Source organism: Kribbella sp. VKM Ac-2571, assembly GCF_004362255.1.
GTDB lineage: Bacteria > Actinomycetota > Actinomycetes > Propionibacteriales > Kribbellaceae > Kribbella > Kribbella pratensis.
In genome coordinates, this window is the sequence record NZ_SNWS01000013.1 from 154,963 (window position 1) to 177,006 (window position 22,044).

A 22,044-nucleotide genomic window follows, 5' to 3' on the forward strand; every position below is an offset into this window, starting at 1 on the left:
GATTTCTTTCCCACTAAGGGATTGACAGCCGGCCCAGGCCGTTAATCGAACAGCATTGGGGTTAGCGGCGGCTCCCTGGCCAGGGCTCGGGTCCGGTGTCGTTCACGACCTGCCGTAGCCAGGCGACGTTGTCGTGAACGACGCTAAGCACTCCTCGGACTGGCTCCGGCGCCGTATCCAGCGGCGTCCACTCCAGTAGTGCATACGGCCACGGCACTTGCGACCGCGCCTCTGGCCGACTAGGGAACGCCCCGCGGTGGGTGTCAGCGACAAATCACCGGCATGCCCAGGTCGGTGCTCTCAGCAGGTGGTCTGCAGCGGCCGCTCGGCGAAGCGGTCGGCCAGCCAGGAGACCGCGCCGGGCAGGCCTGTGGTCTCGCCGGTGATGTGGTCTCCGGGGACGACGGAGAAGACCATGCGAGTGCCTTTCGCACACCAGGTCTGGTTGAGCGCGCGTGCCTGGCCGATGGGAACGATTTCGTCCAGGGCCGCGTGATACTGAAACACCGGCACGGTGGGAGCGGGCCGGGTGCTCAGGTCGTTCTCCGCGTACACGGAGGCGACGTCGGGCCGTGTGTTGAACTGCTGGATCGTCTGGCCGGTGGAGTAGTCGCTGAACCTCTTCAACGGGAAGCTGGCCAGCGTCTGCACGACGCACTGCGTCTTCACCGACGCCACGGTGGCCCTGCCTTCGACGCTGAGCGCCTCGTCCAGTGGGAACCGGCCGGGATAGGCCTGCTGCAGGCCGATCAGCGCGTACAGCTGCAGGCCTTCGCCGATGAGGCTGCCGTCCAGAGATTCGGCGACGTTTCGGACGTCGGCCGGCACGCCACCCGATACGTCGGTGACCAGGTTGAGCTCGGGCGCGTAGGAAGGAGCCAGCGACGCCGCCCAGCTCGACGCGCCGCCGCCTTGCGAGTAGCCCATCGTGGCCCAGCGGGTCCCCGCCGAGATGCCCGTTCCCGGGACGGAGGCAGCCGCACGGGCCATGTCGAGCACCGTGTGTGCCTCGGAGACTCCCGCGACATAGGTGGGAGTGGAGCCGGCGGTGTAGCCCTCGTAGTCGCTGACCACGACACCCCAACCGTTCGCCAGCAGGAGCTCGACGGGTTCGAGTTCCTGCTCGGTCGTGGCGACGAACTGCTTCGACGGCGCGCACTGCTGACCCATGCCCTGGGTACCGACCGCGAGGTTCACCCAAGGCCGCGAGCCACGGCCCAGCCACGGCAGCGTTGGTGTGAAGACCGTGCCGGTCACCGCGATGTCCGCGTTCTGCGCGTCGCGCGAGTGGTACATGATCGTCGTGGCCTTCGCCGTGAGCGCGGTCGCGAGGACTGTCGCGGGCCGGGTACGGATCACCGTGCCGGGGCGCCCAGCGGGTAGCGGCGACGGCGCTTGGTAGAAGTCACCAGGGGCTGAAGTCGCTGCGGGCGCGGCCGACGCCGTCATCGGCCCGGCCACCGCCACGAGGGCCAGGCCGAGCAGGCTGGCGAAAACAGGACGACGCACCACAGGACCTCATCTCGTCTGGCGTGCCGATGATCGGCGCCGCCCCCGTGCAGACCCGGACGAGTCAACACGCAGCATTATGCACTCGTCACCGACCGCCACCGCGGAGTGGGACAAGCCCGCCGCTGAGCTGGAAGTCCGTGAACAGGGTGACGGGGCCGAGCTGGCCGGGTTTCAGGAGGACTTCGTCGAGGTACGGCGAGGTTGCGTGGCAGAGGTGTACGCCGGGGCAGAGGGATCGCGCCAGCTCCAACGCGGTGACGTCGAGCTGGCGCAGTACCTGGCCTGACGTGTCGCCGCCGGCTACCACGACGCGGCGTACGGCGGCCTTCCGGACCAGGTCGGCAAGGCCGGCTGGTACTTGGGAGAGGTTGTCCGGTGACAGCTCGTTCGTGTGCACGACAACGCCATCAGCTCCTGCTGCGATGGCGGCGACTGCCTTCCGCGGTGCGTCGTCGGCGAACGGCAGCACGATCCACCCAGCCGATCGTGCGTGCTCGATCTGCTCGGCAGTACGGCGCGACTGACTGCCCGACACCACCAACACCGGCCCACCCGCACCAGACGTACCCGAGCCAACAGCCCCACCACCGGGCCGAAGCGCCAAGGCCAACGCCCGCGACATCCCACCCGACCCGATGACGAACCTGACTTCACCCGCCGGCCCGTCCCGCAGAATCATCGTCCCGAGCGCCCGCAGATCCGCATCCGTCAACGCATCCAGCACCACCGCCCCAACCCCACTGGGCATAGCAGGAGGTTGAACGGTGGTGGCGAGGTTGGAGTACGCGGTCAGGTGGAGGGCGGTCAGGGGGAGGGTGGTTTGGTGGGACAGGTGGTGGCGGAGGTCGGATTCGTGCATGGGGGTGGAGGGGTGGGTGGACATGGTGGGCTGGCGATCGAGGCGGTGGATGATGCCGGCTTCGGCGGCGAAGTGGTGGCTGAAGACGGTGTAGCGGCCTAGCTCCGGTTGGGCGATGAGGATGGGAACGACAGCAGGACCGCAGACCTCGCGCCCGATCTCCAGTGCGCGTCCGATACTGCCGCGGGTGGGGGAGGAGTCCGCGGTCGAGCAAACCTTGTACTGCAGCACCCGCGGCCCAAGATCCCGCAACGCCTCCAACACCGGCCGCAGCTCGGCCTCCTGCTCGTCCGGCGGCAGCGATCGCGCGATCCCGGCGACGCCAATCACGTCGTACCGCTCAGCCAGCTCCCGCAACTCAGATGCCGACGGCAACCTCACGAGCAGCACCGCCCGCAAACCCACCCGCGCGAACTGCACCATCGCATCCGTCGACCCAGTGAAGTCGTCTCCGTAGAACGCCGCCTCAACCACGCCTACTCCCGGACCCGTCGTACGGCGAGCCGAACTTGTCGAGGGCTTCTTGTAGTGCTGGGACCTGTTTGGCGGCGGCTGTGAGGGGGATGCCGGAGGTTGCTGCGGACCAGGCGGCGCGCATCGCGGTGACGCCTGCGCCTGGGCCGCTCGGGTGGCCGTGGATCCCGCCGCCGGCAAGCACCAGGAGGTCAGTTGTGTTGGTGCGACGGTACGTCTCCGAAGCCAGCCCAGGCGTCTGACCGGAGGAGAGCACGGGCAGAGTCTCGTAACCTCCCAAGAACGGCGTACGGACGGCGGTGATGGAGCGCAGGACCTCCTCGTCGGTTTCGTAGAACTTGTTGGACAGGCCGTTGGTGTGCAGGTGATCCGCGCCGGCAAGGCGGGCGAGTTTGGACCAGGCGACGTAGTCGATGCCGAGTTGCGGGGCTCGCGTGTAGACGCCGGTCATCGCGCGATGTCCGTGGATGGGCAGGGCGCAGCGTTCGCGCAGCCAGGCGAGGGCGCTGAAGCCGACGAGGTTCACGCACACCATCACGCAGGTGCCGCCGGCCGCGTGAACCAGGTCGTGGTTGGCGGCCATGCGGTCGAGGTCGTCGGTGATGTTGAACGCGTACATGGGCCGTCGGCCGGTGTGGGCGGCGACCTTGTCGAGCTCCTCGGTGACGACCGCGACCCGATCGGCGAGTGGTGAATGGGGCGGGTTGCCCATCAGTTCGTCGTCCTTGATGAAGTCGATGCCCGCCTCGGCGAGCTCGCGGACCACGAGCCGCAGTTCTTCGGGCGGCAGCCCGATACTCGGTTTCACGATCGTGCCGAGCAGGACGCCGTCCGGCCGGTCGAGCAGTTCGCGAGTCCCGCGGACGCCGTACTGCGGGCCGGGGTAGCGCTCGGCGAACGGCGCCGGAAGATCGAGGTCGAGAAGCCGGATGCCGGCGAGTTGCCTGAGCTCGAACAGGTTGCCGGCCACTGCGGCGAGCAGGTTGGGCAACGACGGCCCGAAGTTGTCCAACCCGAACGCGATCCGCACCCGAGCACTCCGCTTCCCGGCCTCCCGCGACGTGTCGCGGGTGGTGCCTGGCAGGTCCGGGTTGCCGGTGGGCGGGAGCTCTTCTACAGAGAGGACGCGGGCGGCGAAACGTTGGCGGAGTTCGGGTGTCTCCTTGGCGACGGCTGTGAACGTGCCCGTCGACTGTTCGCCGGCGATGGCTTCGGCGGCCTGTTCCAGCGGGAGGTAGGTTTCGGCCAGATAGGTGGCGACGACCTCTGTGGCGCTCATCGGGTCGGGTCGATCTGTGTCTTGAGGTGCGCTGCCCCACCGTCGATCGCCAACAGGGTCTGCGGCGTTCGGTCGAGCGGAACCACGTCGGAGATGTACGGGCGTACGTCGAGTCTCCGCGTGTTGACGAGCCGCGCCGCCGCCGCGAAATCGGAAGGTGTGTAGATCGTCGAACCCTGCACTGTGACCTCCTTGAGAACCACCGGATTCAGATCGACCGTCAATGCGCCGCCGAACATCGGCAGCAGCACCACCTGCCCGCGCGGTCTGCACAACGCCAGAGCCTCCGCGAGGCAGCTCGGATGCCCGGACGCCACCACGACCACGTCGAACCCGTCGCCGCCGCTCACCTCGATCCCGAGCGCCACAAGCTCCGACGAGCGCGGATCAACCACGGTCTCAACGCCTTGTGACACAAGAAACTCGCGGTTGTGCTGCTGGATGTCGCTCACCAGCACCGTCCGCGCGCCACGATGCCGACTCACCGCCGCCGCGAGGCTTCCGATCGCCCCACCGCCGAGGACGGCGACGGCATCTCCGGCCCGCACCGCCGACGTGGAACGCCACGCCACCGCGGCCGGCTCGATCATCGCGCCCTCGCCGTACCCGATCTCGTCGTTCAGCGGCACCAGCACCCGCCCGGGCGCGACGAAGTACTCGCTCAACATCCCCGGCCAGCCCAGGCCGGGGACCCGTTTGTGCTTGCAGAGATGCGGATGACCTGCCTCGCACCGCGTGCACTCCCAGCAGGACAACGCCGGCAGTACGGCGACCCGATCGCCTGCGCGGAAGCGTGGATCGCCCGACGACACGACCTCGCCGGCGCCCTCGTGCCCCAGCACCACAGGCGGTTTGCGGAACGGATGGTGTCCGCTCCAGGTGTGCAGATCGGAGCCGCACAGCCCGACCGCACGCATCCTGAGCAGCACGTCGTCACCCATCTCCGGATCCGGAACGTCGGTCACCGAAACCTGCCGTGGCGCCTCCAGAACGGCTGCTCGCATCGGGCCTCTCCTTTGCTCGGGGTCCGACCAGTCTCCGCCAGTAAACCTCAAGAAAACAAGGCGGATCGGCCAGCCTGTGGATAGCCGGTTGACTTCACGGTCACGGCAGGCAAAGGTTTACCTCATGGCGACGATCCCTGCGACTCTGCTGCTCGAGGACCGGGCCGCGCTGGCGATGAACGCGGTGACCGGCCTGGCCGACGACGACCTGGACGGCATCCCGTTCTTCAGTGCGAACCTGCTGGCACGCCCTGCCCGCATGGACCACGGCGACTGGGACTACGGTTCCAGTCACGGACGGCTCACCGACGCGATCCTGCTGACCCGCCAGATGAACGGCGGCAAGGACTGGGACCCGCGCTGGGACACGATCGCCGACCGCTACCGGCAGCGGCTGTTCGCACTGCTCGCCGACGACGGGCTCACCTACCGTCAGGCGCACCCCAAAGGCCATTGGCTGCCGAATGCGAACCTGATCGACCAGCGCGCCACTCTGCTCGCCCTGACGACCGCGGTGGTCGCCGCCGACGATCCACAGGCGCAGTGGGCCGCGGACCGTCAGGTGGCCGCGCTGAAGCGGATCGCGATCAAGGAGCGCGACGTCTGGTTCTACCCGGCGTCCGAGTACACGAAGGACGGCTGGCCGTCGTCCAACGCGATCGACCTGCATCTCGCGCCCGACCCGGCCTCGTTCTCCGGCCGCCTGATCATGCCGCTGCTGCGCTACCACCAGGCGACTGGCAACACCGACGCGCTGGAGCTGTGCGAATGGTTCGCCCGGCTGATCGTCGAGAAGAGCGGTGTCTTCAACGCGGACGGGAGCTTCAACCCGGCCCGTGCGTACCGCAGTGGCCACTTCCACACGCGGGTCGGGACACTGGAAGGCCTTGCCCGACTGGCCAGGCACACCGGTGACCACGGGCTGACGGAGTTCGTGCGCCGCAGTTACGACTGGGTCCTCGGTGAGGCGACCCGGTTCGGCTGGACACCAGGTGACCTTGCCGACCAGCAGTACGAGCACGAGACCTGTTCGCTCGTCGACCTCATCGGTCTGGGGACGACGCTGGCCGGCAACGGACTCACGCAGTACTGGGCGGTCGTCGAGCGCTTCGTCCGCAACCACCTGGCCGCGTCGCAACTGCAGGACGTCAGCTGGGTGGAGTCCGCGCCGGACCGCTCGCAGGACGAGCCCGGTTGGCGGACGTACGTCGACGTGGGTGAGCGCGTACTCGGCGCCTTCTGCGGGTACGGCGCTCCGAACGACTACGTGTCCGACGTACCGCTGGGGCGCGGCCACACCAACGACGTACAGGCATGCTGTGTCGGCTCAGGCGTCCGAGGACTGTTCTGGGCGTGGAATAGCATCGTCACCGGTGACCACAGGGTGACCCGAGTCAACCTGCTGCTCACGCGCGGCCATCACGCGGTCGACGTCATCAGCCACCTGCCCGTCGAGGGCAAGGTCGAGCTGCACGTCAACGAGCCCATGGACGAGCTCCGCGTGCGCATCCCCGAGTGGGCCGGGTACGCGCGGCTGAGGCTACAGCGCGGAGACGACGAGCGGACCGGCGCCGAGCGGATCTGGGCGCCCGACGGTTACCTGTCGATTCCGAAGCCGCAGCCGGGGGAGCGCATCACCGTGACGTTCCCGATGGTCGAGCAGACCACGACAGAGCTTGCGGCCGGCAACGAGTTCCGGACCACCTGGCGCGGCGACGACGTGATCGCGATCGACCCGCCGGGCACGTCCCGCCCGATGTACGGCGACCGCCCGGAACACGCCGGCGGCCTCCGTGAGTACGAGCTCCACCGACCCGAGACGGAGTGGTCCTGGTGACAATAGATTGGGTGCTGCCCGAGGTGCCGAGTGCGACTGGGCTGACGGCGTACGACCTGCGCTGTGAGCACCGTGTCGATCCGCTCGGGATCGGTACGGCGCGACCGCGGCTGAGCTGGCGGTTGGCGTCGCCGACCCGTGGCGATCGGCAGGACGCGTTCCGCGTGCGGGTGCTACGCGACGGCGTGCAGGTGTGGGACAGCGGGTGGCGGAGCGCTCGGGATACGTACGTGGACCACGGTGGTGCTCCGTTGACATCGCAGACCGACTACGTGTGGCAGCTCTTGCTGCGGGATGCGGCCGGACAGGTGTCGTCTGCGGAGGCGACCTTTGCGACCGGTCTCTTCCACGAGGACGAGTGGGAGGCGCACTGGATCGAGCACGACTACGAGACCGATCCGTACTTCGAGCCGCCCGTCGACCGCGCGGAGCCGCGGACGGTGCGGCAGGCAACCATCGCGCCCCCGCGGTACTACCGGCGCTCGTTCGAGCTGACCCAACCAGTCACCAGGGCACGGGTCTATGCGACTGCCCACGGTCTCTACCAGTTCAGCGCCAACGGTCAGCGGGTCGGCAACGACGAGCTGACACCGGGCTGGACCGACTACCGCGAGCGCGTCGCATACCAGACCTACGACGTGACCGAGCTGCTGCACGAGGGCGAGAACGTGATCGGCGCCGTCCTCGGCGAGGGCTGGTGGTCCGGGTACGTCGGGTGGGACACGCGAAGTCACGCGCACCACTACGGGAAGAAGCCGCAGCTGCTCGCGCAACTCGTCGTCGATCATCCGGACGGTTCGCGGACCGTGGTCGCGACCGACGACCGGTGGGTCGAACGCGTCGGGCCGATCAGGTTCGCCGACCTGCTGATGGGGGAGTCGTACGACGCCAGGCTCGAGCTAGGCGACTGGTCGAGCCCTGGATACGACGCGAGCGAGTGGGCGCCGGCGGGTGACGTCGGCGGTGACGTGTCGACACTGATCGCGGCGACGACCGAGCCGGTGCGGGTCACGTCGGAGCTGCCGGCGGTCGGTGTGACAGCGCTCGAACCCGGGCGATTCATCGTGGACCTCGGGCAGAACTTCGCCGGTCGCGTCCGGTTGCGGGTGCGTGGCGCCCAGGCCGGGGACCGGATTCGGCTGCGGCACGGTGAGATGTTGCAGGCGGACGGCGAGTTGTACACCGCCAACCTCCGCACGGCCGACGCCACGGACTACTTCGTCAGCGCCGGCGCGGACGAGGAGTTCTTCGAGCCGATCTTCACCGTGCACGGCTTCCGGTACGTCGAGATCGACGGCTATCCGGGTGAGTTGACCGCGGAGGACGTGACCGGGCGGGTGCTGCATTCGGACACGCCGGTCGCGGGGCGGTTCGAGTGTTCGGATCCGGGCATCAACCAGCTGCTCAGCAACATCCGGTGGGGGCAGCGGGGCAACTTCGTCAGCGTTCCGACGGACTGTCCGCAGCGCGACGAACGGCTCGGGTGGACGGCGGATGCACAGATCTTCCTGCCCACAGCGGCGTACCAGGCCGACGTACTGACGTTCTTCGAGAACTGGTTCGCGGATCTCGCGGTCGCGCAGACCGAGGAGGGCGCGGTCCCGGACGTGATTCCGCACGTGATCACCGGTCGGCACGGTACGCCGGCGTGGGCCGACGCGGCGACGATCGTGCCGTGGATGTTGTACCGGATCTACGGCGACGAGCGCGTACTGCGGACCGCGTGGCCGGTGATGCGGCGCTGGGTCGACTACGTGCATCGCGCCAACCCCGACCTGATCTGGCGGAATCGGACGAGCGGTCACTACGGCGACTGGCTTCAGGTCGGCGTACAGACCGATCGGGATGTCCTCGCGACCGCGTACTTCGCGCGGAGCGTGGAGTTCACGGCGGCGGCCACTCGGGTGCTCGGGTTCGCGGACGAGGCAGCGGCGTACGGCGAACTGCGGGAGAAGATCGCGGCGGCGTTCGTGGCGGAGTTCGTCGATGCCGAGGGCAAGGTTCGTGGAGAGACCCAGACCGGGTACCTGTTGCCCTTGGCGTTCGGGTTGCTGCCCGAGCAGGCCGAGCAGGCGGCGGTGAAGCATCTGGTCGCGGATCTGGAGGCGCGCGGGCGATCGCTGACGACCGGGTTCGCCGGGGTCGCGTTGCTGTGCCCGATCCTGACGAAGTACGGGTACGCCGAGTTGGCGTACGACCTGCTGCACGACGACCGGTATCCGTCCTGGGGGTACTCGATCAAGCACGGCGCGACGACGATCTGGGAGCGCTGGGACGGGTGGACGGAGGAAAACGGATTCGGGCCGGTCGCGATGAACTCGTTCAATCACTACTCGCTCGGCTCGGTCGGTGAATGGCTGTACGGCGACGTCGCCGGCATCAGCCAGTCGCCCGAGTCCATCGGTTTCCGCGACCTCGTCATCAAACCCCACCCCGGCGGCCGCCTGAACTGGGCCGAGGCGGCGTACGACACCCCCACCGGCCGAGTCACCATCCGCTGGCAACAGTCCGACGGCACCCTCACCCTCGACGTAACCATCCCACCCGGTGCCGACGCCACCATCCACATCCCCACCAAGGACCCCAACGCCACCAAGGAATCCGGCGACCCCCTAACCCAGTCGAAGCACGTCACCGTCCTCGACTCCACCCCCAACACCACCATCTGCCGCACACCATCAGGCACCTACCACTTCACCACCCCCGCCTAGCCTCCCACCGGCCCGCCGTACCCCGCGAGCCCGCCGCGCACACCCGCGAAAACCCGTCCCTCCCGCGGGGCAGCCGCATTTCATGGGTTGACGTCCGAGATGTAGGGTCAGCGCCCGGAATTTCGGACGCAAACCCTGCATCTGATGGGCATACCCACCAGAGGCGAGCGGACTGTCGAGTGGGCGCGGGCGGCGGCCGAGAGCAGCGGCTGCGACGCCCCGCCGGACGCCGCGAGCGCCCGTCCCGCCGTTCGTCGCGAGCGCCCGCTCGGCCGTACCCACCGAGCGCCCGCAGTTGGTGGGTTGGCGTCCGAGATGTGGGGTTAACGTCCGAGATCTCGGCCGCAAACCCTGCATCTGATGGGCATACCCCCAATGCCGTTCAGTTGAGGACGTGGGCCGGCTGTCAATCCCGTTGGTGGGAAAGAAATCGTCGGCATATGCACATTTGTTTCCCAACAGGCCGTCAGCACTCCGCTGCATTGGCCGGGTTGGCTCGCCTGGTCGCCGGTGGGATCGACAGGCGGCCCACTCCCTTTAACTGAACGGCATTGGGGCATACCCACCAGATGAGACCGCACAGGGGCGGACTTTGGGGTTGCGGCGGCGGGTCAGCGGCGGCTGGGCGGGCGGGCTGTGGAGGCGCGGATTATCAGGTCGCCTTGGAGGTGGGTGGTGGCGGTGGTTACTCGGGGGGTGAAGCGTTCCCAGGCTTGGCGGCCCAGTTCGATGGTGGAGACGGCGTACGTCGTGAGGCCGGGGTCGGTGTGGGCGCTCATGGGGGCGTTGTCGATGCCGGCGACGGAGATGTCGCCGGGGACGGAGAGGCCGAGTTCGCGGAGGCGGCTGAGGACGCCGACGGCGACGTGGTCGTTGAAGCAGATCATCGCCGTCGGCTTGTACGTGAGCGCCTCGTCCACCGCGTCCCGTCCGTCGACGAGCGTCGAGCCGCAGGGCACCCGGAAGATCGTGAGACCGGACGCCTCCGGTGAGCGGAAGCCGCGTTGGCGTTGCTGATCGGACCACGCGGCAGTCGGGCCCTGCAGGTACGCGATCCGCTTGTGCCCGAGTGACGCCAGATGTTCGCACAGGGCGCGGACGCCGAGGTGGTAGTCGACCACGACCGATCCGACCGCGGAATGCCGCAGTACCCGATTGATGAGGACGAGCCGGCGTGCGGCCTCGGCGACCTCGCGCAGGCGCGGCGTGCTCATCCGGGGCGCGCACAGCAGCAGCCCGTCGACCCAGCGGGCGAGCTCGATCGCGGAGCGGTACTCCTGCTCCGGGTCCTCGTCGGTGCCGGCGACCAGCGTGTGGTGTTCGGTGGCGGCTGCCTCGGCGGCGACGCCCTTGAGGATCTCGGCGAAGTACGGGTTACCAAGATCCGGTACGACGACGCCGACCGTCCGGCTGCTGCCGCGCAACAGCGTCTGGGCCGCCGGGTTCGGCCGGTAGCCGACGTCCTGGGCGGCGACGCGAACGCGGTCGGCGACCTCCGACGACACCGGCTTGCCGCCGCTCAGCACTCGCGACACGGTCGCCGTCGAGACCTCGGCCAGCCGCGCCACATCATGGATCGTGGGGCGGGCAGCGCGGTCCGCAGCGGGCTCCGAAGATCGATACCGTCTCACCGGCCCATTGGACCATGTTCCCAGCGCAGATCGCCGCCGAGAGAGCGATGTAAACCTTTTCCCGATTTCCCGAGGCAAACCCTTGACGTCACCGCGCTACGCTGCGACGGTACGAGGAAAAGGATTACCCGCCCACCGCCCCGGGCTCTGTTGTGGCGGTCCGCGCGAGGAGAACGCCGTGCGAAATCGCCTCTTGAGCCTCTGTCTGGTCGTGCTCGCCGGAGCCGGCCTTCTGACAGCGTCCGCCAGTACGGCGGCATCCACAGCAACAGCTGCGAACCCGGCGACGTACGGACCGTTCGACCCGCGGATCGAGCTCGACGGGCACTGGGGCCGCGACGACGACGTCGCGATCACCGTGAACTCCGGGTCCTCGGTCCGCTTCCGGTTCACCGGCTCGCACCTCGGCGCACTGCTCGACACCGCGTCGATCACCGTCCCGGCCCAGTTGTACGTCGCGATCGACGGCCAGGCGCCCGTACTGCACAAGGCCGACGCGGACCACAAGGTGTTCGCCGACAACCTCGACCCGACGGTCGCGCACACCGCGGAGATCGTGGTCAAGGACGTCGACGAGTACGAGAACCGCTGGAACGTCCCGCTGCAGACCGGCGTCGTCCTGAAGAAGATCGAGCTCGCCCCGGACGCCAAGCTGATCCCGCTGCCGACGACCGCCGAGCACCGCATCGAGTTCTACGGCGACTCGATCACCCAAGGGGTGATGGCGCTGTGCGCCGAGCTCGGGACCGATTGCGCCGACGGCACGAAGGCGTACCCGCACCTGGTCGGCGAGGCGTTCGGCGCGGACACCAACCAGGTGGGCTTCGGCAAGCAGGGCATCATCCAGCCAGGTCACGGCAACGTCGGTACGGCGTCGGAGTCCTTCGGCTGGAACCTCGCCGGCTTCCCGGCCGCACCCTTCGACCCGGGCGCGGTCGTCGTCAACTTCGGCACGAACGACGCGGCGTCGACGAGCGCCGAGTTCACCCCGGCGTACCTGGCCTACCTGCGCAAGATCCGCGCGGTCGACCCGCAGGCGCTGATCGTTGCCCTGCGCCCCTTCAACGGCACGCACGCCGACGACATCAGGGCGGCGGTCGCGGCGACGAACGACCGTCGCATCGTGTACGTCGACACCACGGGCTGGCTCGGGCCGGACGACTTCAACGGCAGCACGCACCCGAACGTCCAAGGCCACCAGGTCGCCGCGACCAAACTCACCGCGGTGCTCAAACGTCTGACCGGCTGGTCCACCGGCCCGAGCGGTACGCCGAAACTCGCGCCGCAGGGCCTCGAGGACGCGACGTGCTCGGACACACCGCTCAGCTTGACGTACCAGGGACCGGTCCGCCTCGGTGTGACCGGCAAACTGACCATCCACGCGGCGGACGGCGAGGTCGTCGACACGATCAGCCTCGCGGACCTGACGTCGTACCACCGGACTGTCGGAGACGCCCGCACGGACTACGGCGAGCTGCACACGTGGACGTACCAGGCGGTCGTCGTCGACGGACGAACAGTCAAGGTCTACCCGCACCAGCGGCTAAAAGCCGGCCAGGTGTACTACGTCACTGTCGATCCCGGGTTCGTGCAAGGCGACCCAGGGATCACGAAGGCCGACGGCTGGCGGATCCGCACCCGCCTGGATCCGAAATCAGACACCCAGCTGACCGTAGGACGTGGCAAGGACTTCTGCACGGTGCAGGCAGCGATCGACTTCGTGGGCGAGGGGCACCAGGCGACGATCGACGTCGCGCCCGGTCTGTACCGCGAGCTCGTCTGGGTGCCGCCGACCAAACCCGGTCTCACGATCCGTGGTGCGGGCGCCGGCAGAACCGTGATCGGGTACCCGAACAACAACCTGCTCAACGGCGACTCCGCGATGGGGAACGTCCCGGTCGAGCAGTCGTACTGCCAGCACCGCGTCATCCCGCAGTCGGATCGCTTCAACTGCTGGCGGTCAGCGATGGGCGTGTTCGCCGACGACTTCACGATGACGGACGTGACCGTGCAGAACCTCACGCCGTACCGCGGGTCGCAGGCCGAGGCGTTCTTCGGGAACGGGAGCCGGATCGTACTGGCGCGGGTTCGCATCCTCGGGTACCAGGACAGTCTCCGCCTGCAAGGACAGGCGTTCGTGACGAACAGCTACGTCGAGGGTGACGTGGACTTCGTCTGGGGGACCGGCGGCGTGTTCATGCAGGACTCGGAGCTGAAGGCGCTGCACGAGGGCTACTACAACCAGGTCCGCAACATCGACAACGGGCCCGGCAACGTCTTCGTGCGGGTGCGGCTGACCCGCGCGCCGGAGGTGGCCGACGACAGCGTGTTCCTGGCGCGGGCCGAGCTCAGCCGGTTCCCGACCAGCCAGGCCGTCTTCATCGACTCCGCGATGGACAGCCACGTGAAGAAGACCGGCTGGCAGATCACCAGCCCCAACGACTGCGCGGCCGCCGGTCAGATCCGGTTCTGGGAGTACCACAGCACCGACCTGGCCGGTCAGCCGCTCGACACCACCACACGACTGGCCTGCTCCCGGCAACTCGGCGACGAAGAGGCAGCGCAGCTGCGCGACCCGTCGTACGTGTTCGGCGGATGGCACCCGGTCGTTCCCCGCCTCGAAAGGTGATCCATGATGAAGAACGTCAACCGTCGGGCCATTCTCGGAGGTGCTCTCGCCGTGACAGCCGGCAGCGCGACCGGATGGCCGCTCAACGCCGCCGGCGCCCCCGCGACGGAAGTCCCAGCGGGCGGTGTGCAGCCGCATCCGGCCCCGCGGCCCGTTGCGCCGGTCAACGCTGAGATCGCGGCTGCCCACGCGGCGACGTACAAGACGCTGCCGCAGGTCGTCGTCGGGGTGGACGTCGAGGAGCTGATGAAAATCCACACCGCCGCCGACGCGGACGCGCTGCGCCCGCAGCTGGTCGCGCAGGTGTGGAAGGACACCGGCGTGTTGCCGACCGGGTTGCCGACGGTACGGCGGGATGTCGGAGTGCCACCGGAGCTGCCCGAGTTCACCGGCGTACGGCGCTACGACAAGCTCGACGTGGCGATGCCGTTCGGGTACGTCGCCACAGTGTTCGTACTCGAGCCGACGCAGAGCACGCACCGACGAGTCGCGTTCTACCACAACGGGCACGGCGAGGGCCTGGACACGATGCAGCGCGTCGCACAAGGCCTGCTCGATCACGGGTACACCGTGCTGCTGTTCGCAATGCCGTTCTACCACTGGAACCCGAAGACCCTGCAGGACCCGGCCGACCCCACCAAGCAGCTGCAGCCGTCGCACAATGACCTGCCGCTGTGGGAGTCCGAGACGTACTCGCCGCTCGCGCTGTTCCTCACACCGCTGGCGGTCGCGATGAACTACGTGCAGGCGACGTACCGCCCGTCGTCGGTGCAGATGATCGGACTGTCCGGCGGCGGCTGGGCGACGAGCGTGTACCCGGCGCTCGACACGCGGATCACGCGGTCGTACCCGACGGCCGGCTCGCTGCCGTTCTTCGTCCGGCCGGGGTCGCCGAAGCCGAGCCCGACGCGCGGAGACTGGGAACAGCGGCTGGACAAGCAACCCGGGTTCTACGGGCTGGCCGACTTCCCGGACTTCTACGCGCTTGCGTCGGTCGGGCCGAACCGGCGGCAGATCCAGATCCTCAACCGCTTCGACGAGTGCTGCTTCAACGGCGTCGGGCACCGGTCGTACGAGGCCGCAGTACGGCAGCGGATCGCCGTGATCGGGACCGATGCGGTGAGCAACGAGTCGAACGGCCATTGGGAGCTGCTGGAGGACGCAACCCACGGCGACCACACGATCAGCCCTTATGCGCTGTCGGTGATCCTGTGGGACCTGGACGTCCACTGCGCCCACCTCCCGTAAGGGCAGATGCGGTGGCGGAACCCGCTTGGCGGGGGCGTTGAACAGGTTATTGCTTGTGCGCACCCACCAGTACCTGTGCAACGCCCCCAGTCATCTGATTTGGTGGATGTCTTTGACCTGGTTGCCGTTGATGGTCACGTTGTCGAAGGACAGAGCCGCGTGGTGCACCGTGCTCGGCTGGTCGACGGTGAAGGTGCAGTCGACCAGCCGGAAGTCCTCGATCCGGGAGTTCCGGTAGCCGCGGAGCAGCAGCGCATTCCGCGCGCGCTCGACCTTCACGCCACGCAGTTCGACGTTCCGGACGTACGGGGTGAGTGGGCCGGCGTCCCCTTCACCGCGATGGAAGTTGCACTGCACAACTTCCTTCAGGACCTCGGAGACGGTGATGTCGCGCAGGTACACGTTCTCCACGAAGCCGCCGCGGACCGCGTTCGTCTTGATGTACAAGGCGAAGTACGGCCCGCCGATCCGGCAGTTGCGGACGTACACGTTGCGGATGCCGCCGGTGAGGTCCGAGCCGAGCGTGATCGCGCCGTACTTGACCCGCAGCTCGCAGTCCTCGATCAGCACGTCCTCGGTCGGTACGTCGACCCGCAGGCCATCCGCCTCGCGACCGGACTTGAGCGCGATGCAGTCGTCGCCGGCGTCGATGACGCAGCCGGAGACGACGACCGAGCGGCACGACTCGAGGTCGATGCCGTCGTTGTTCGGTCCCTGCGAGTCGATCACCAGGTCGCGGATCGTCACATTGCGGCAGAGCACCGGGTGGATCTGCCAGAACGGTGAACGAACGACGGTCACACCCTCGATTAGCACGTTGGTGCAGTTGTACGGCTGCACGAAGGACGACCGCAGCCGGTCGCCGGCATCACGGTCCGCCAGCGGTACGCCGTACCAGCTCTGCTCGCGTAGCCGCTTGAAGTCCTCGTCGCACTCGTGGAACCACTGCCACCACGTGTCCCACGATCCCTGCCCGTCGAGCGTCCCCGTGCCGGTGATCGCGATGTCGGTACAGCCGTTCGCGTAGATCATCGGGGAGTGGTTGAGGACCTCGAGTCCCTCGTACCTCGTCTCCACGACCGGAAGGTAGTCGGCCGGATCGGTGCTGAACAGCAGCGTGGCGCCCTCGCTGACGTGCAACTCGACGTACGACAGCAGGTGGATCTTTTTGGTATGCCATTCGCCGGGCGGTACGACGACGCGACCGCCACCGGACTCGTGACAGGCCCGGATGGCGGCCGCGATCCCCGGACCGGCGTCGCTTTCGACAGCGCCGTACGACGTGATCGGGAAGTCGACTGCAGGAAAGACGGGCGGCCGGACGTCGGCCAGGATGCGATCGGCGTCAGCCCAGCCAGCGGTCACGTGAGCTGCGCCGGATCCGTGATGAGCTGACCGTTCACGTGGAAGTTCTGGAACGACAGCTCGGTGTCCTGGATCGAGCTCGCGGCGTCGATGCTGGTGTACGTGCAGTCGATCACGCGGAAGTCCTGGATCGGCGACCGCGGGTACCCGAAGATCGAGAACGCGTTCCGCGCGTGGCCGACGTTGACGTTGCGCAGTTCGACGTTCCGCACCCGCGGCGTCAGCGGTCCGACGTCGCCCTCGCTGCGGTAGAAGTTGCAGGACACGACTTCCTTGGTCAGGTTCGAGATCTCGAGGTCGCGCAGGTAGATGTTCTCGGCGAAACCGCCGCGGACCGAGTTCGTCTTGATGTACAGGCCGAAGTACAGGTTCGGGCTGCCGATCGTGCAGTTGCGGACGAACACGTTCCGGACGCCGCCGGTCATCTCGCTGCCGATCGTGATCGCGCCGTACCGGATGTTCATCGTGCAGTTCTCGATCAGGATGTTCTCCGACGGCACGTTCACGCGCAGGCCGTCGGCGCCGCGGCCGGACTTGATCGCGATGCAGTCGTCACCGCAGTTGAACGTGCAGTCCTGGATGTGGACGTACTGCGAGCTCTCCGGGTTGACGCCGTCGTTGTTCGGGCCGCGGCTGTCGATGCGGAGGCCGCGCACCGTGATGTTGCGCGACAGCACCGGGTGCACCTCCCAGAACGGCGAACGCAGGATCGTGACGCCCTCGATCAGCACGTTGCGGCAGGACTGGGTCTCGATGAACGCGGCGCGCAGGTGATGGCCGTCGCCGAACACCCGATCCTCGACCGGTACGCCGTCCGCCGCCATCTGCTGCAGCGCCTGGGCGTCGGGGCCGGACGGGGTGACCCAGGACCACCAGTTGTCCCAGGTCGCCCCGCCGTCGAGCGTTCCGTTGCCGGTGACGGCGATGTTCTCGCAGTTGCGCGCGTAGATGAGCGGCGAGTAGTTCATGCACTCGGCGCCTTCGAAGCGGGTCAGCGCGACCGGGAGGTACTGCGCCGGGTCGGTGCTGAAGAGCAGCGTGGCGCCGTCGGACACGTGCAGGTTGACGTTGGACTTCAGGTGGATCGCACCGGTGAGGAAGGTGCCGGCCGGTACGACGACGCGCCCGCCGCCGGCCTGGTGACAGGCGTCGATCGCCTTTGCGATCGCACCGGTCACCAAGGTGGTGCCGTCCGGGACCGCGCCGAAAGTGGTGATCGAGAAGTCGCGCGCCGGAAAGCGCGGCGGCCGGACGGTGGACAGGATGTGGCCGACATGACCCCACCCGGGCCCCGGGTCGATCCCGGCCGAGGAGCCGAGCTGCGCCGCCGCAGTACCGCTTCCCGCACTACCGCTTCCGGTGCCTGCGCCCGCGCCTCCCACGGCGGCAGGGCCGGCGCCGAGGCCCGCGGCCGTGCCCGCGAGGGCCGCGGCACCGCCCAGGCGGAGGAAGTTCTTCCGAGTCAGGTCGTCCATGTGAGGCTCCTTCAGTTGTCGACGCGGGCGCCGTTGATCCAGACCTGGTCCAGGCGCAGACCTTCGACGTTCTCGATCACGTTGTCCTCGGCGATCGCGTCGAATCGGCACTGGTGCAGGTGGATGTCGCGCAGCGGGTCGTCGGTGAGGCCGAGCAGGTTGAGGGCGCGCGGCGCGGACGCCACGGTGAGCTGGCTGATCGTGATGCCGTGCACGTCCGGCGGGTACGCCCCGGTCGTCACTCCTGCGTAGTTGAGCACGATCTCGATCGCCGAGTCGGCGGTCTGTCCGACCGTCACCCGACGTACGTCGATGTTGCTGATGGTCCCGCCGCGGGCCGGATTGCTCTTGATCCGGATCGCGCGCTCGAGATGCGGGCTGCTCATCCGGCAGTCGCGGACAAAGATGTCCAGCACGCCGCCGCTGGTCTCGCTGCCGGCCGTCACGCCGCCGTTCCCGTCGGCCATCTCGCAGTTCCGGACGACGGCGTACCGGGCCGGCACGTTCACCCGCCGGCCGTCGGCGTCCTTGCCGGACTTGAACGCGATGCAGTCGTCACCGGTGGAGATCGTGCAGTTCTCGATCAGTACGTCGGTGCAGGACTCCGGGTCGATGCCGTCGTTGTTCGGGCCGTCCGGGCTGTCGACGGTGACGCCGCGGATCGTGACGTTGCGGCAGAGCACCGGGTGGATGTTCCACATCGGCGAGTCCTTGACCGTGATGCCGTCGAGCAGCACGTTCTCGCAGCGGTTGAACTGCAGCAGGTTCGGCCGGAGATTGTGACCCGCGCCGAACACCCGCTCCTCGACCGGAACGCCTGCCGCGGCCATCTGGATCAGCAGTGTCTTGTCCGGTCCCTCGTTCGGCGGCGGCCCGCCGGTCCAGTCCCACCAGTGAGTCGCGTCGGCGCGACCGTCGAGCACACCCTGCCCGGTAACCGCGATATCGCGCTGACCGTACGCGTAGACGAACGCGGAGTAGTTGTAGCACTCCGTGCCCTCGTAGCGCGTCGCGACGACCGGGAGGTACGCCGCCGGGTCCTGACTGAACGCCAGTCGCGCACCGGCCGTCAGGTGCAGGTCGACGCGGCTGAGCAGGTGTACGGCGCCGGTCCGGTAGTCACCGGCCGGTACGACGACGTGTCCGCCGCCCTGCCGGTGACAGGTCTCGATCGCCGCGCGGAGTGCCGCCGTACAGTCGGTCGCGTCGTCGCCGATCGCGCCGAAGTCGGTCACGTCGTACCAGCGGTCCGGGAAGTGCGGCGGGCAGATCCTTCGCAGGATCGCGGCAACTTGCGCGTCCGGTGCGGTTTCGGCGGCGGCCGGGGCGGTACCGCCGCCGAGCAGGGATCCACCGGCGAGCGCGGCTCCACCGGCGAGCAGGACGGTACGGCGGCTAACGGGGGCGGTCATCCACGGCTCCTAGCGTGCAAACGATTGCAACCGATCGTGCCCGTCGCGCGTCGGACTGTCAACGCTTGGCTGTGGATCAGGTGTTGACCGACCAGAAATCTCTTGGATACTTGCGGGCAAAGCTTTACCTCATCCGTCCCTGAGGAAGGTTGTCCTATGCGCCCCACGCGTCGTCAGCTGCTCGGTGTCTCGCTCGGAGGGGTGGTTGCTGCAGGCATCGGACTGCCCGCGGCCGCCGCCGATCAGGAGGCTCTCGTCAGAGCGCGGATCCGGCCGCCGCGGTTTAGGGACGTGTGGTTCCCGATCACGGCGTACGGCGCGACGCCCGACGACGCGACCGCTGGGATCGCCGCGGCCGTCTCCGCCTGCCATCACGCCGGTGGCGGGCATGTCGTCGTACCGCCGGGGGTGTGGCAGACCGGTGCGATCAACCTGTTGAGTCACGTCGACCTGCACCTGGAGGAAGGCGCGACGCTGCGGTTCAGCACCGACCCGGCGGCGTACCTGCCCGTCGTGCGGACGCGGTGGCAGAGCGTCGAGGTGTACAACTACTCGTCGCTGATCCGCGCCGAGGGGCAGACCGACATCGGCATCACCGGTAAGGGCACGCTCGATGGTGCCGGCGACAACGAGCACTGGTGGTACCTGATCGGCAGCGGCCAGTACGGCTGGCACACCGGCCTGCCGAACCAACGCGCCGACTGGGGCGAGCTGGAGCGGATGAACAACGAGCAGGTCCCGGTCGAGCAGCGTGTCTTCGGTGCGGGGCACTACCTCCGTCCGAGCTTCATCCAGCCGTTCCGGTGTACGAACGTGCTGATCGAAGGCGTGACCGTGAAGGACTCGCCGATGTGGACGATCCATCCGCTCGAGTGCCGCAACGTCACCGTCCGGGGCGTCACCGTCAGCAACCTGGGCCCGAACGGCGACGGCTGCAATCCGGAGTCCTGCACCGACGTACTGATCCGCGACTGCACGTTCGCGACCCACGACGACTGCATCGCGATCAAGTCCGGCCGGGACGCCGACGGTCGCCGGCTCGGGCTGCCGTCACGCGGGATCATCGTGGAGGACTGCACGTTCCTCAGCGGTGGCGCCGCGGTCGCCGTCGGTAGCGAGCTGAGCGGTGGTGTCGAGGACGTGTTCGTACGCCGTTTGTCCGCGCCGGCCGATCCGGCCGCGGACGAGGCGTACCTGCAATGGCTGCTCTGCGTGAAGTCGACCTCGACCCGCGGCGGCTATGTGCACAATGTCGATGTCCGCGACGTGGATTCGCGGGCCTGGATGTATCGTCCTTTGGAGGTTACTTTCAGCTACCAGGGAGGTGGCGACCAGTCGCTGTTCCCGGATGTGAGCGGCATCCGCTTCGACCGGGTCCGGGTGGCCCGCGCCGAGCGGGCGTACCGCATCGTGGGAGCGGAGACGAAGCACATCACCTCGGTGGCGATCACCGACAGCCGGTTCGATGAGGTCGCGGCGGAAGCTGTCGTACAGTACGCCGACGACGTGACGATCCGGAACGTGCGGATCGGCCAGACTTGAGGACACCAGGGCTGAGAGGAAGACAGTGGCGGAACGGGTTCGGTTGATCGACGTGGCACGCGAGGCCGGTACCTCGGTCTCGACGGTGTCGCGGGCGCTGAACGGTTCGGACCTGATCTCGCCCGAGGTGGTCGCGCATGTGCGCGAGGTCGCCGGCCAGCTGGGGTACCGCGCCGACAAGCGGGCGCAGGAGTTCAAGCTCGGCCGCCCGCTGACCGTCGGCGTGACGGTGCCGGACCTGACGAACCCGTTCTTCTCCGAGGTCCTGAAGGGCCTCAACGCCGCCGCGCGGGCCGGTGGGTACCGGCTGCTGATCGGTGAGAGCAGTGAGGACCCGGCCGAGGAGCTGCGACTCGTCGACGAGCTCGTCGACTACTCCGGCGCGCTGGTGCTCTGCAGCTCGCGACTGACCCGCGCCGGCCTGGAGAAGGCGCTGGCGCAGCCGGTGCCCGTGGTCTGCATCAACCGCACCGTGAAGAACGCCGGCGTGGTCGCGATCGACTACCGCGCCGCCTCGCGACTGCTGCTCGAGCATCTCACCGGTCTCGGTCATCGCCGGGTGCTGTACGTCGGCGGGCCGGCCACCTCCTGGTCCGACGGGGAGCGCCGACGGACGTTGCGTCGTACGGCGCGTGCGCTCGATGTGACTCTGGACGAGGTCGACGGGGGCTGGTCCGGCAACCACGGGTACGACGCCGGCCCGACGGTGCTGCACAGCCGGGCGACAGCGGTGATCACGTTCAACGACCTGGTCGGGATCGGCCTGTTGAGCTGGATGTACGACAACGGCGTCGAGGTCCCGTCCGAGCTGTCGGTCGCGTCGTACGACGACATTCCGATCGCAGCGTACTCCCGGCCGCCGCTGACCTCGTTGCGCAACGAGCGGGCCAAGCTGGGCGAACTCGCCTGGGAGCAGCTGACCAAGCGACTCGGCGGCGCCGACTGGCCCGCGCCGGACCTGCTCACCCCGGAGCTCGTAGTACGAGCCAGCACCGGCCCAGCACGGCGACGGGCGAGGATCCGCGCAAACTGAATTCCCTGTGTGCAAACGATTGCACGAGTGACG

The 22,044-nt window shown here is 68.2% G+C and carries 15 protein-coding genes; 7 read left to right on the forward strand and 8 right to left on the reverse strand.

What is annotated here, in order from left to right; genetic code table 11:
- Positions 1-300: 300 nt before the first annotated feature.
- The 4 genes from EV651_RS27095 to EV651_RS27110 form a co-directional block, all read right to left on the reverse strand.
- Positions 301-1,509 (reverse strand): lipase family protein, encoded by a 1,209-nt coding sequence (locus EV651_RS27095; protein WP_133788067.1) that lies wholly within the window; start codon positions 1,507-1,509, stop codon positions 301-303.
- A gap of 88 nt (positions 1,510-1,597) precedes the next feature.
- Entirely contained in the window at positions 1,598-2,845 is a 1,248-nt protein-coding gene (locus EV651_RS27100) for a four-carbon acid sugar kinase family protein (RefSeq protein ID WP_202870529.1), read from the reverse strand.
- Complete coding sequence (locus tag EV651_RS27105; protein ID WP_133788068.1) at positions 2,838-4,124, reverse strand: RuBisCO large subunit C-terminal-like domain-containing protein; 1,287 nt, start codon at positions 4,122-4,124, stop codon at positions 2,838-2,840. The genes EV651_RS27100 and EV651_RS27105 overlap by 8 nt, the downstream gene beginning before the upstream one ends.
- Positions 4,121-5,128 carry a zinc-binding dehydrogenase gene (locus EV651_RS27110; RefSeq protein ID WP_133788069.1) on the reverse strand — a complete coding sequence of 336 codons (1,008 nt, stop codon included), beginning with the start codon at positions 5,126-5,128 and terminating at the stop codon, positions 4,121-4,123. Before EV651_RS27110 ends, EV651_RS27105 begins: the two co-directional genes overlap by 4 nt.
- A gap of 124 nt (positions 5,129-5,252) precedes the next feature.
- Here EV651_RS27110 and EV651_RS27115 point away from each other — a divergent pair, with 124 nt between their 5' ends.
- The 3 genes from EV651_RS27115 (at position 5,253) to EV651_RS42595 (ending at position 10,003) form a co-directional block, all read left to right on the forward strand.
- On the forward strand, positions 5,253-6,965 hold the full coding sequence (locus tag EV651_RS27115) for a beta-L-arabinofuranosidase domain-containing protein (RefSeq protein ID WP_133788070.1): 1,713 nt from the start codon (positions 5,253-5,255) through the stop codon (positions 6,963-6,965).
- Positions 6,962-9,676, forward strand: coding sequence for an alpha-L-rhamnosidase (locus EV651_RS27120; RefSeq protein WP_166658800.1), 2,715 nt, complete (start codon positions 6,962-6,964; stop codon positions 9,674-9,676). The genes EV651_RS27115 and EV651_RS27120 overlap by 4 nt, the downstream gene beginning before the upstream one ends.
- A 144-nt stretch (positions 9,677-9,820) precedes the next feature.
- A complete protein-coding gene (locus tag EV651_RS42595) occupies positions 9,821-10,003 on the forward strand; it encodes a hypothetical protein (protein WP_238157218.1) in 183 nt (60 codons plus the stop codon).
- A gap of 284 nt (positions 10,004-10,287) precedes the next feature.
- Here EV651_RS42595 and EV651_RS27125 read toward each other — a convergent pair whose 3' ends face one another.
- Positions 10,288-11,307, reverse strand: coding sequence for a LacI family DNA-binding transcriptional regulator (locus tag EV651_RS27125; protein ID WP_166658801.1), 1,020 nt, complete (start codon positions 11,305-11,307; stop codon positions 10,288-10,290).
- Between the two features lie 178 nt (positions 11,308-11,485).
- On the opposite strand from EV651_RS27125, the gene EV651_RS27130 reads away from it, so the two are divergent.
- Together EV651_RS27130 and EV651_RS27135 are read left to right on the forward strand one after the other, a co-directional pair.
- Positions 11,486-13,936 carry a pectinesterase family protein gene (locus EV651_RS27130; protein ID WP_133788073.1) on the forward strand — a complete coding sequence of 817 codons (2,451 nt, stop codon included), beginning with the start codon at positions 11,486-11,488 and terminating at the stop codon, positions 13,934-13,936.
- 3 nt (positions 13,937-13,939) lie between these two features.
- Complete coding sequence (locus EV651_RS27135) at positions 13,940-15,184, forward strand: hypothetical protein (protein WP_133788074.1); 1,245 nt, start codon at positions 13,940-13,942, stop codon at positions 15,182-15,184.
- A gap of 90 nt (positions 15,185-15,274) precedes the next feature.
- On the opposite strand, the gene EV651_RS27140 is transcribed toward EV651_RS27135, so the two are convergent.
- From EV651_RS27140 to EV651_RS27150, 3 genes are read right to left on the reverse strand one after another with little or no spacing between them, the layout of a single operon-like run.
- On the reverse strand, positions 15,275-16,549 hold the full coding sequence (locus EV651_RS27140; RefSeq protein WP_133788075.1) for a glycoside hydrolase family 28 protein: 1,275 nt from the start codon (positions 16,547-16,549) through the stop codon (positions 15,275-15,277).
- Positions 16,546-18,024, reverse strand: a complete 1,479-nt coding sequence (locus tag EV651_RS27145; RefSeq protein WP_133788076.1) for a glycoside hydrolase family 28 protein — start codon at positions 18,022-18,024, stop codon at positions 16,546-16,548. The genes EV651_RS27140 and EV651_RS27145 overlap by 4 nt, the downstream gene beginning before the upstream one ends.
- Before the next feature lie 11 nt (positions 18,025-18,035).
- Positions 18,036-19,436, reverse strand: a complete 1,401-nt coding sequence (locus EV651_RS27150; protein WP_133788077.1) for a glycoside hydrolase family 28 protein — start codon at positions 19,434-19,436, stop codon at positions 18,036-18,038.
- A gap of 156 nt (positions 19,437-19,592) precedes the next feature.
- On the opposite strand from EV651_RS27150, the gene EV651_RS27155 reads away from it, so the two are divergent.
- A complete protein-coding gene (locus EV651_RS27155) occupies positions 19,593-20,978 on the forward strand; it encodes a glycoside hydrolase family 28 protein (protein WP_133788078.1) in 1,386 nt (461 codons plus the stop codon).
- A 25-nt stretch (positions 20,979-21,003) separates the two neighbouring features.
- Positions 21,004-22,011 (forward strand): LacI family DNA-binding transcriptional regulator, encoded by a 1,008-nt coding sequence (locus EV651_RS27160; RefSeq protein ID WP_133788079.1) that lies wholly within the window; start codon positions 21,004-21,006, stop codon positions 22,009-22,011.
- Positions 22,012-22,044: the final 33 nt, after the last annotated feature.

Excerpts from the sequence above, each read along its gene's own strand:
- EV651_RS27135 (WP_133788074.1), top strand. The coding sequence starts at position 13,940 with ATGATGAAGAACGTCAACCGTCGGGCCATTCTCGGAGGTGCTCTCGCC.
- EV651_RS42595 (WP_238157218.1), top strand. The coding sequence starts at position 9,821 with ATGGGCATACCCACCAGAGGCGAGCGGACTGTCGAGTGGGCGCGGGCG.
- EV651_RS27155 (WP_133788078.1), top strand. The coding sequence starts at position 19,593 with ATGCGCCCCACGCGTCGTCAGCTGCTCGGTGTCTCGCTCGGAGGGGTG.
- EV651_RS27105 (WP_133788068.1), bottom strand. The coding sequence starts at position 4,124 with ATGAGCGCCACAGAGGTCGTCGCCACCTATCTGGCCGAAACCTACCTC.
- EV651_RS27110 (WP_133788069.1), bottom strand. The coding sequence starts at position 5,128 with ATGCGAGCAGCCGTTCTGGAGGCGCCACGGCAGGTTTCGGTGACCGAC.
- EV651_RS27150 (WP_133788077.1), bottom strand. The coding sequence starts at position 19,436 with ATGACCGCCCCCGTTAGCCGCCGTACCGTCCTGCTCGCCGGTGGAGCC.
- EV651_RS27145 (WP_133788076.1), bottom strand. The coding sequence starts at position 18,024 with ATGGACGACCTGACTCGGAAGAACTTCCTCCGCCTGGGCGGTGCCGCG.
- EV651_RS27115 (WP_133788070.1), top strand. The coding sequence starts at position 5,253 with ATGGCGACGATCCCTGCGACTCTGCTGCTCGAGGACCGGGCCGCGCTG.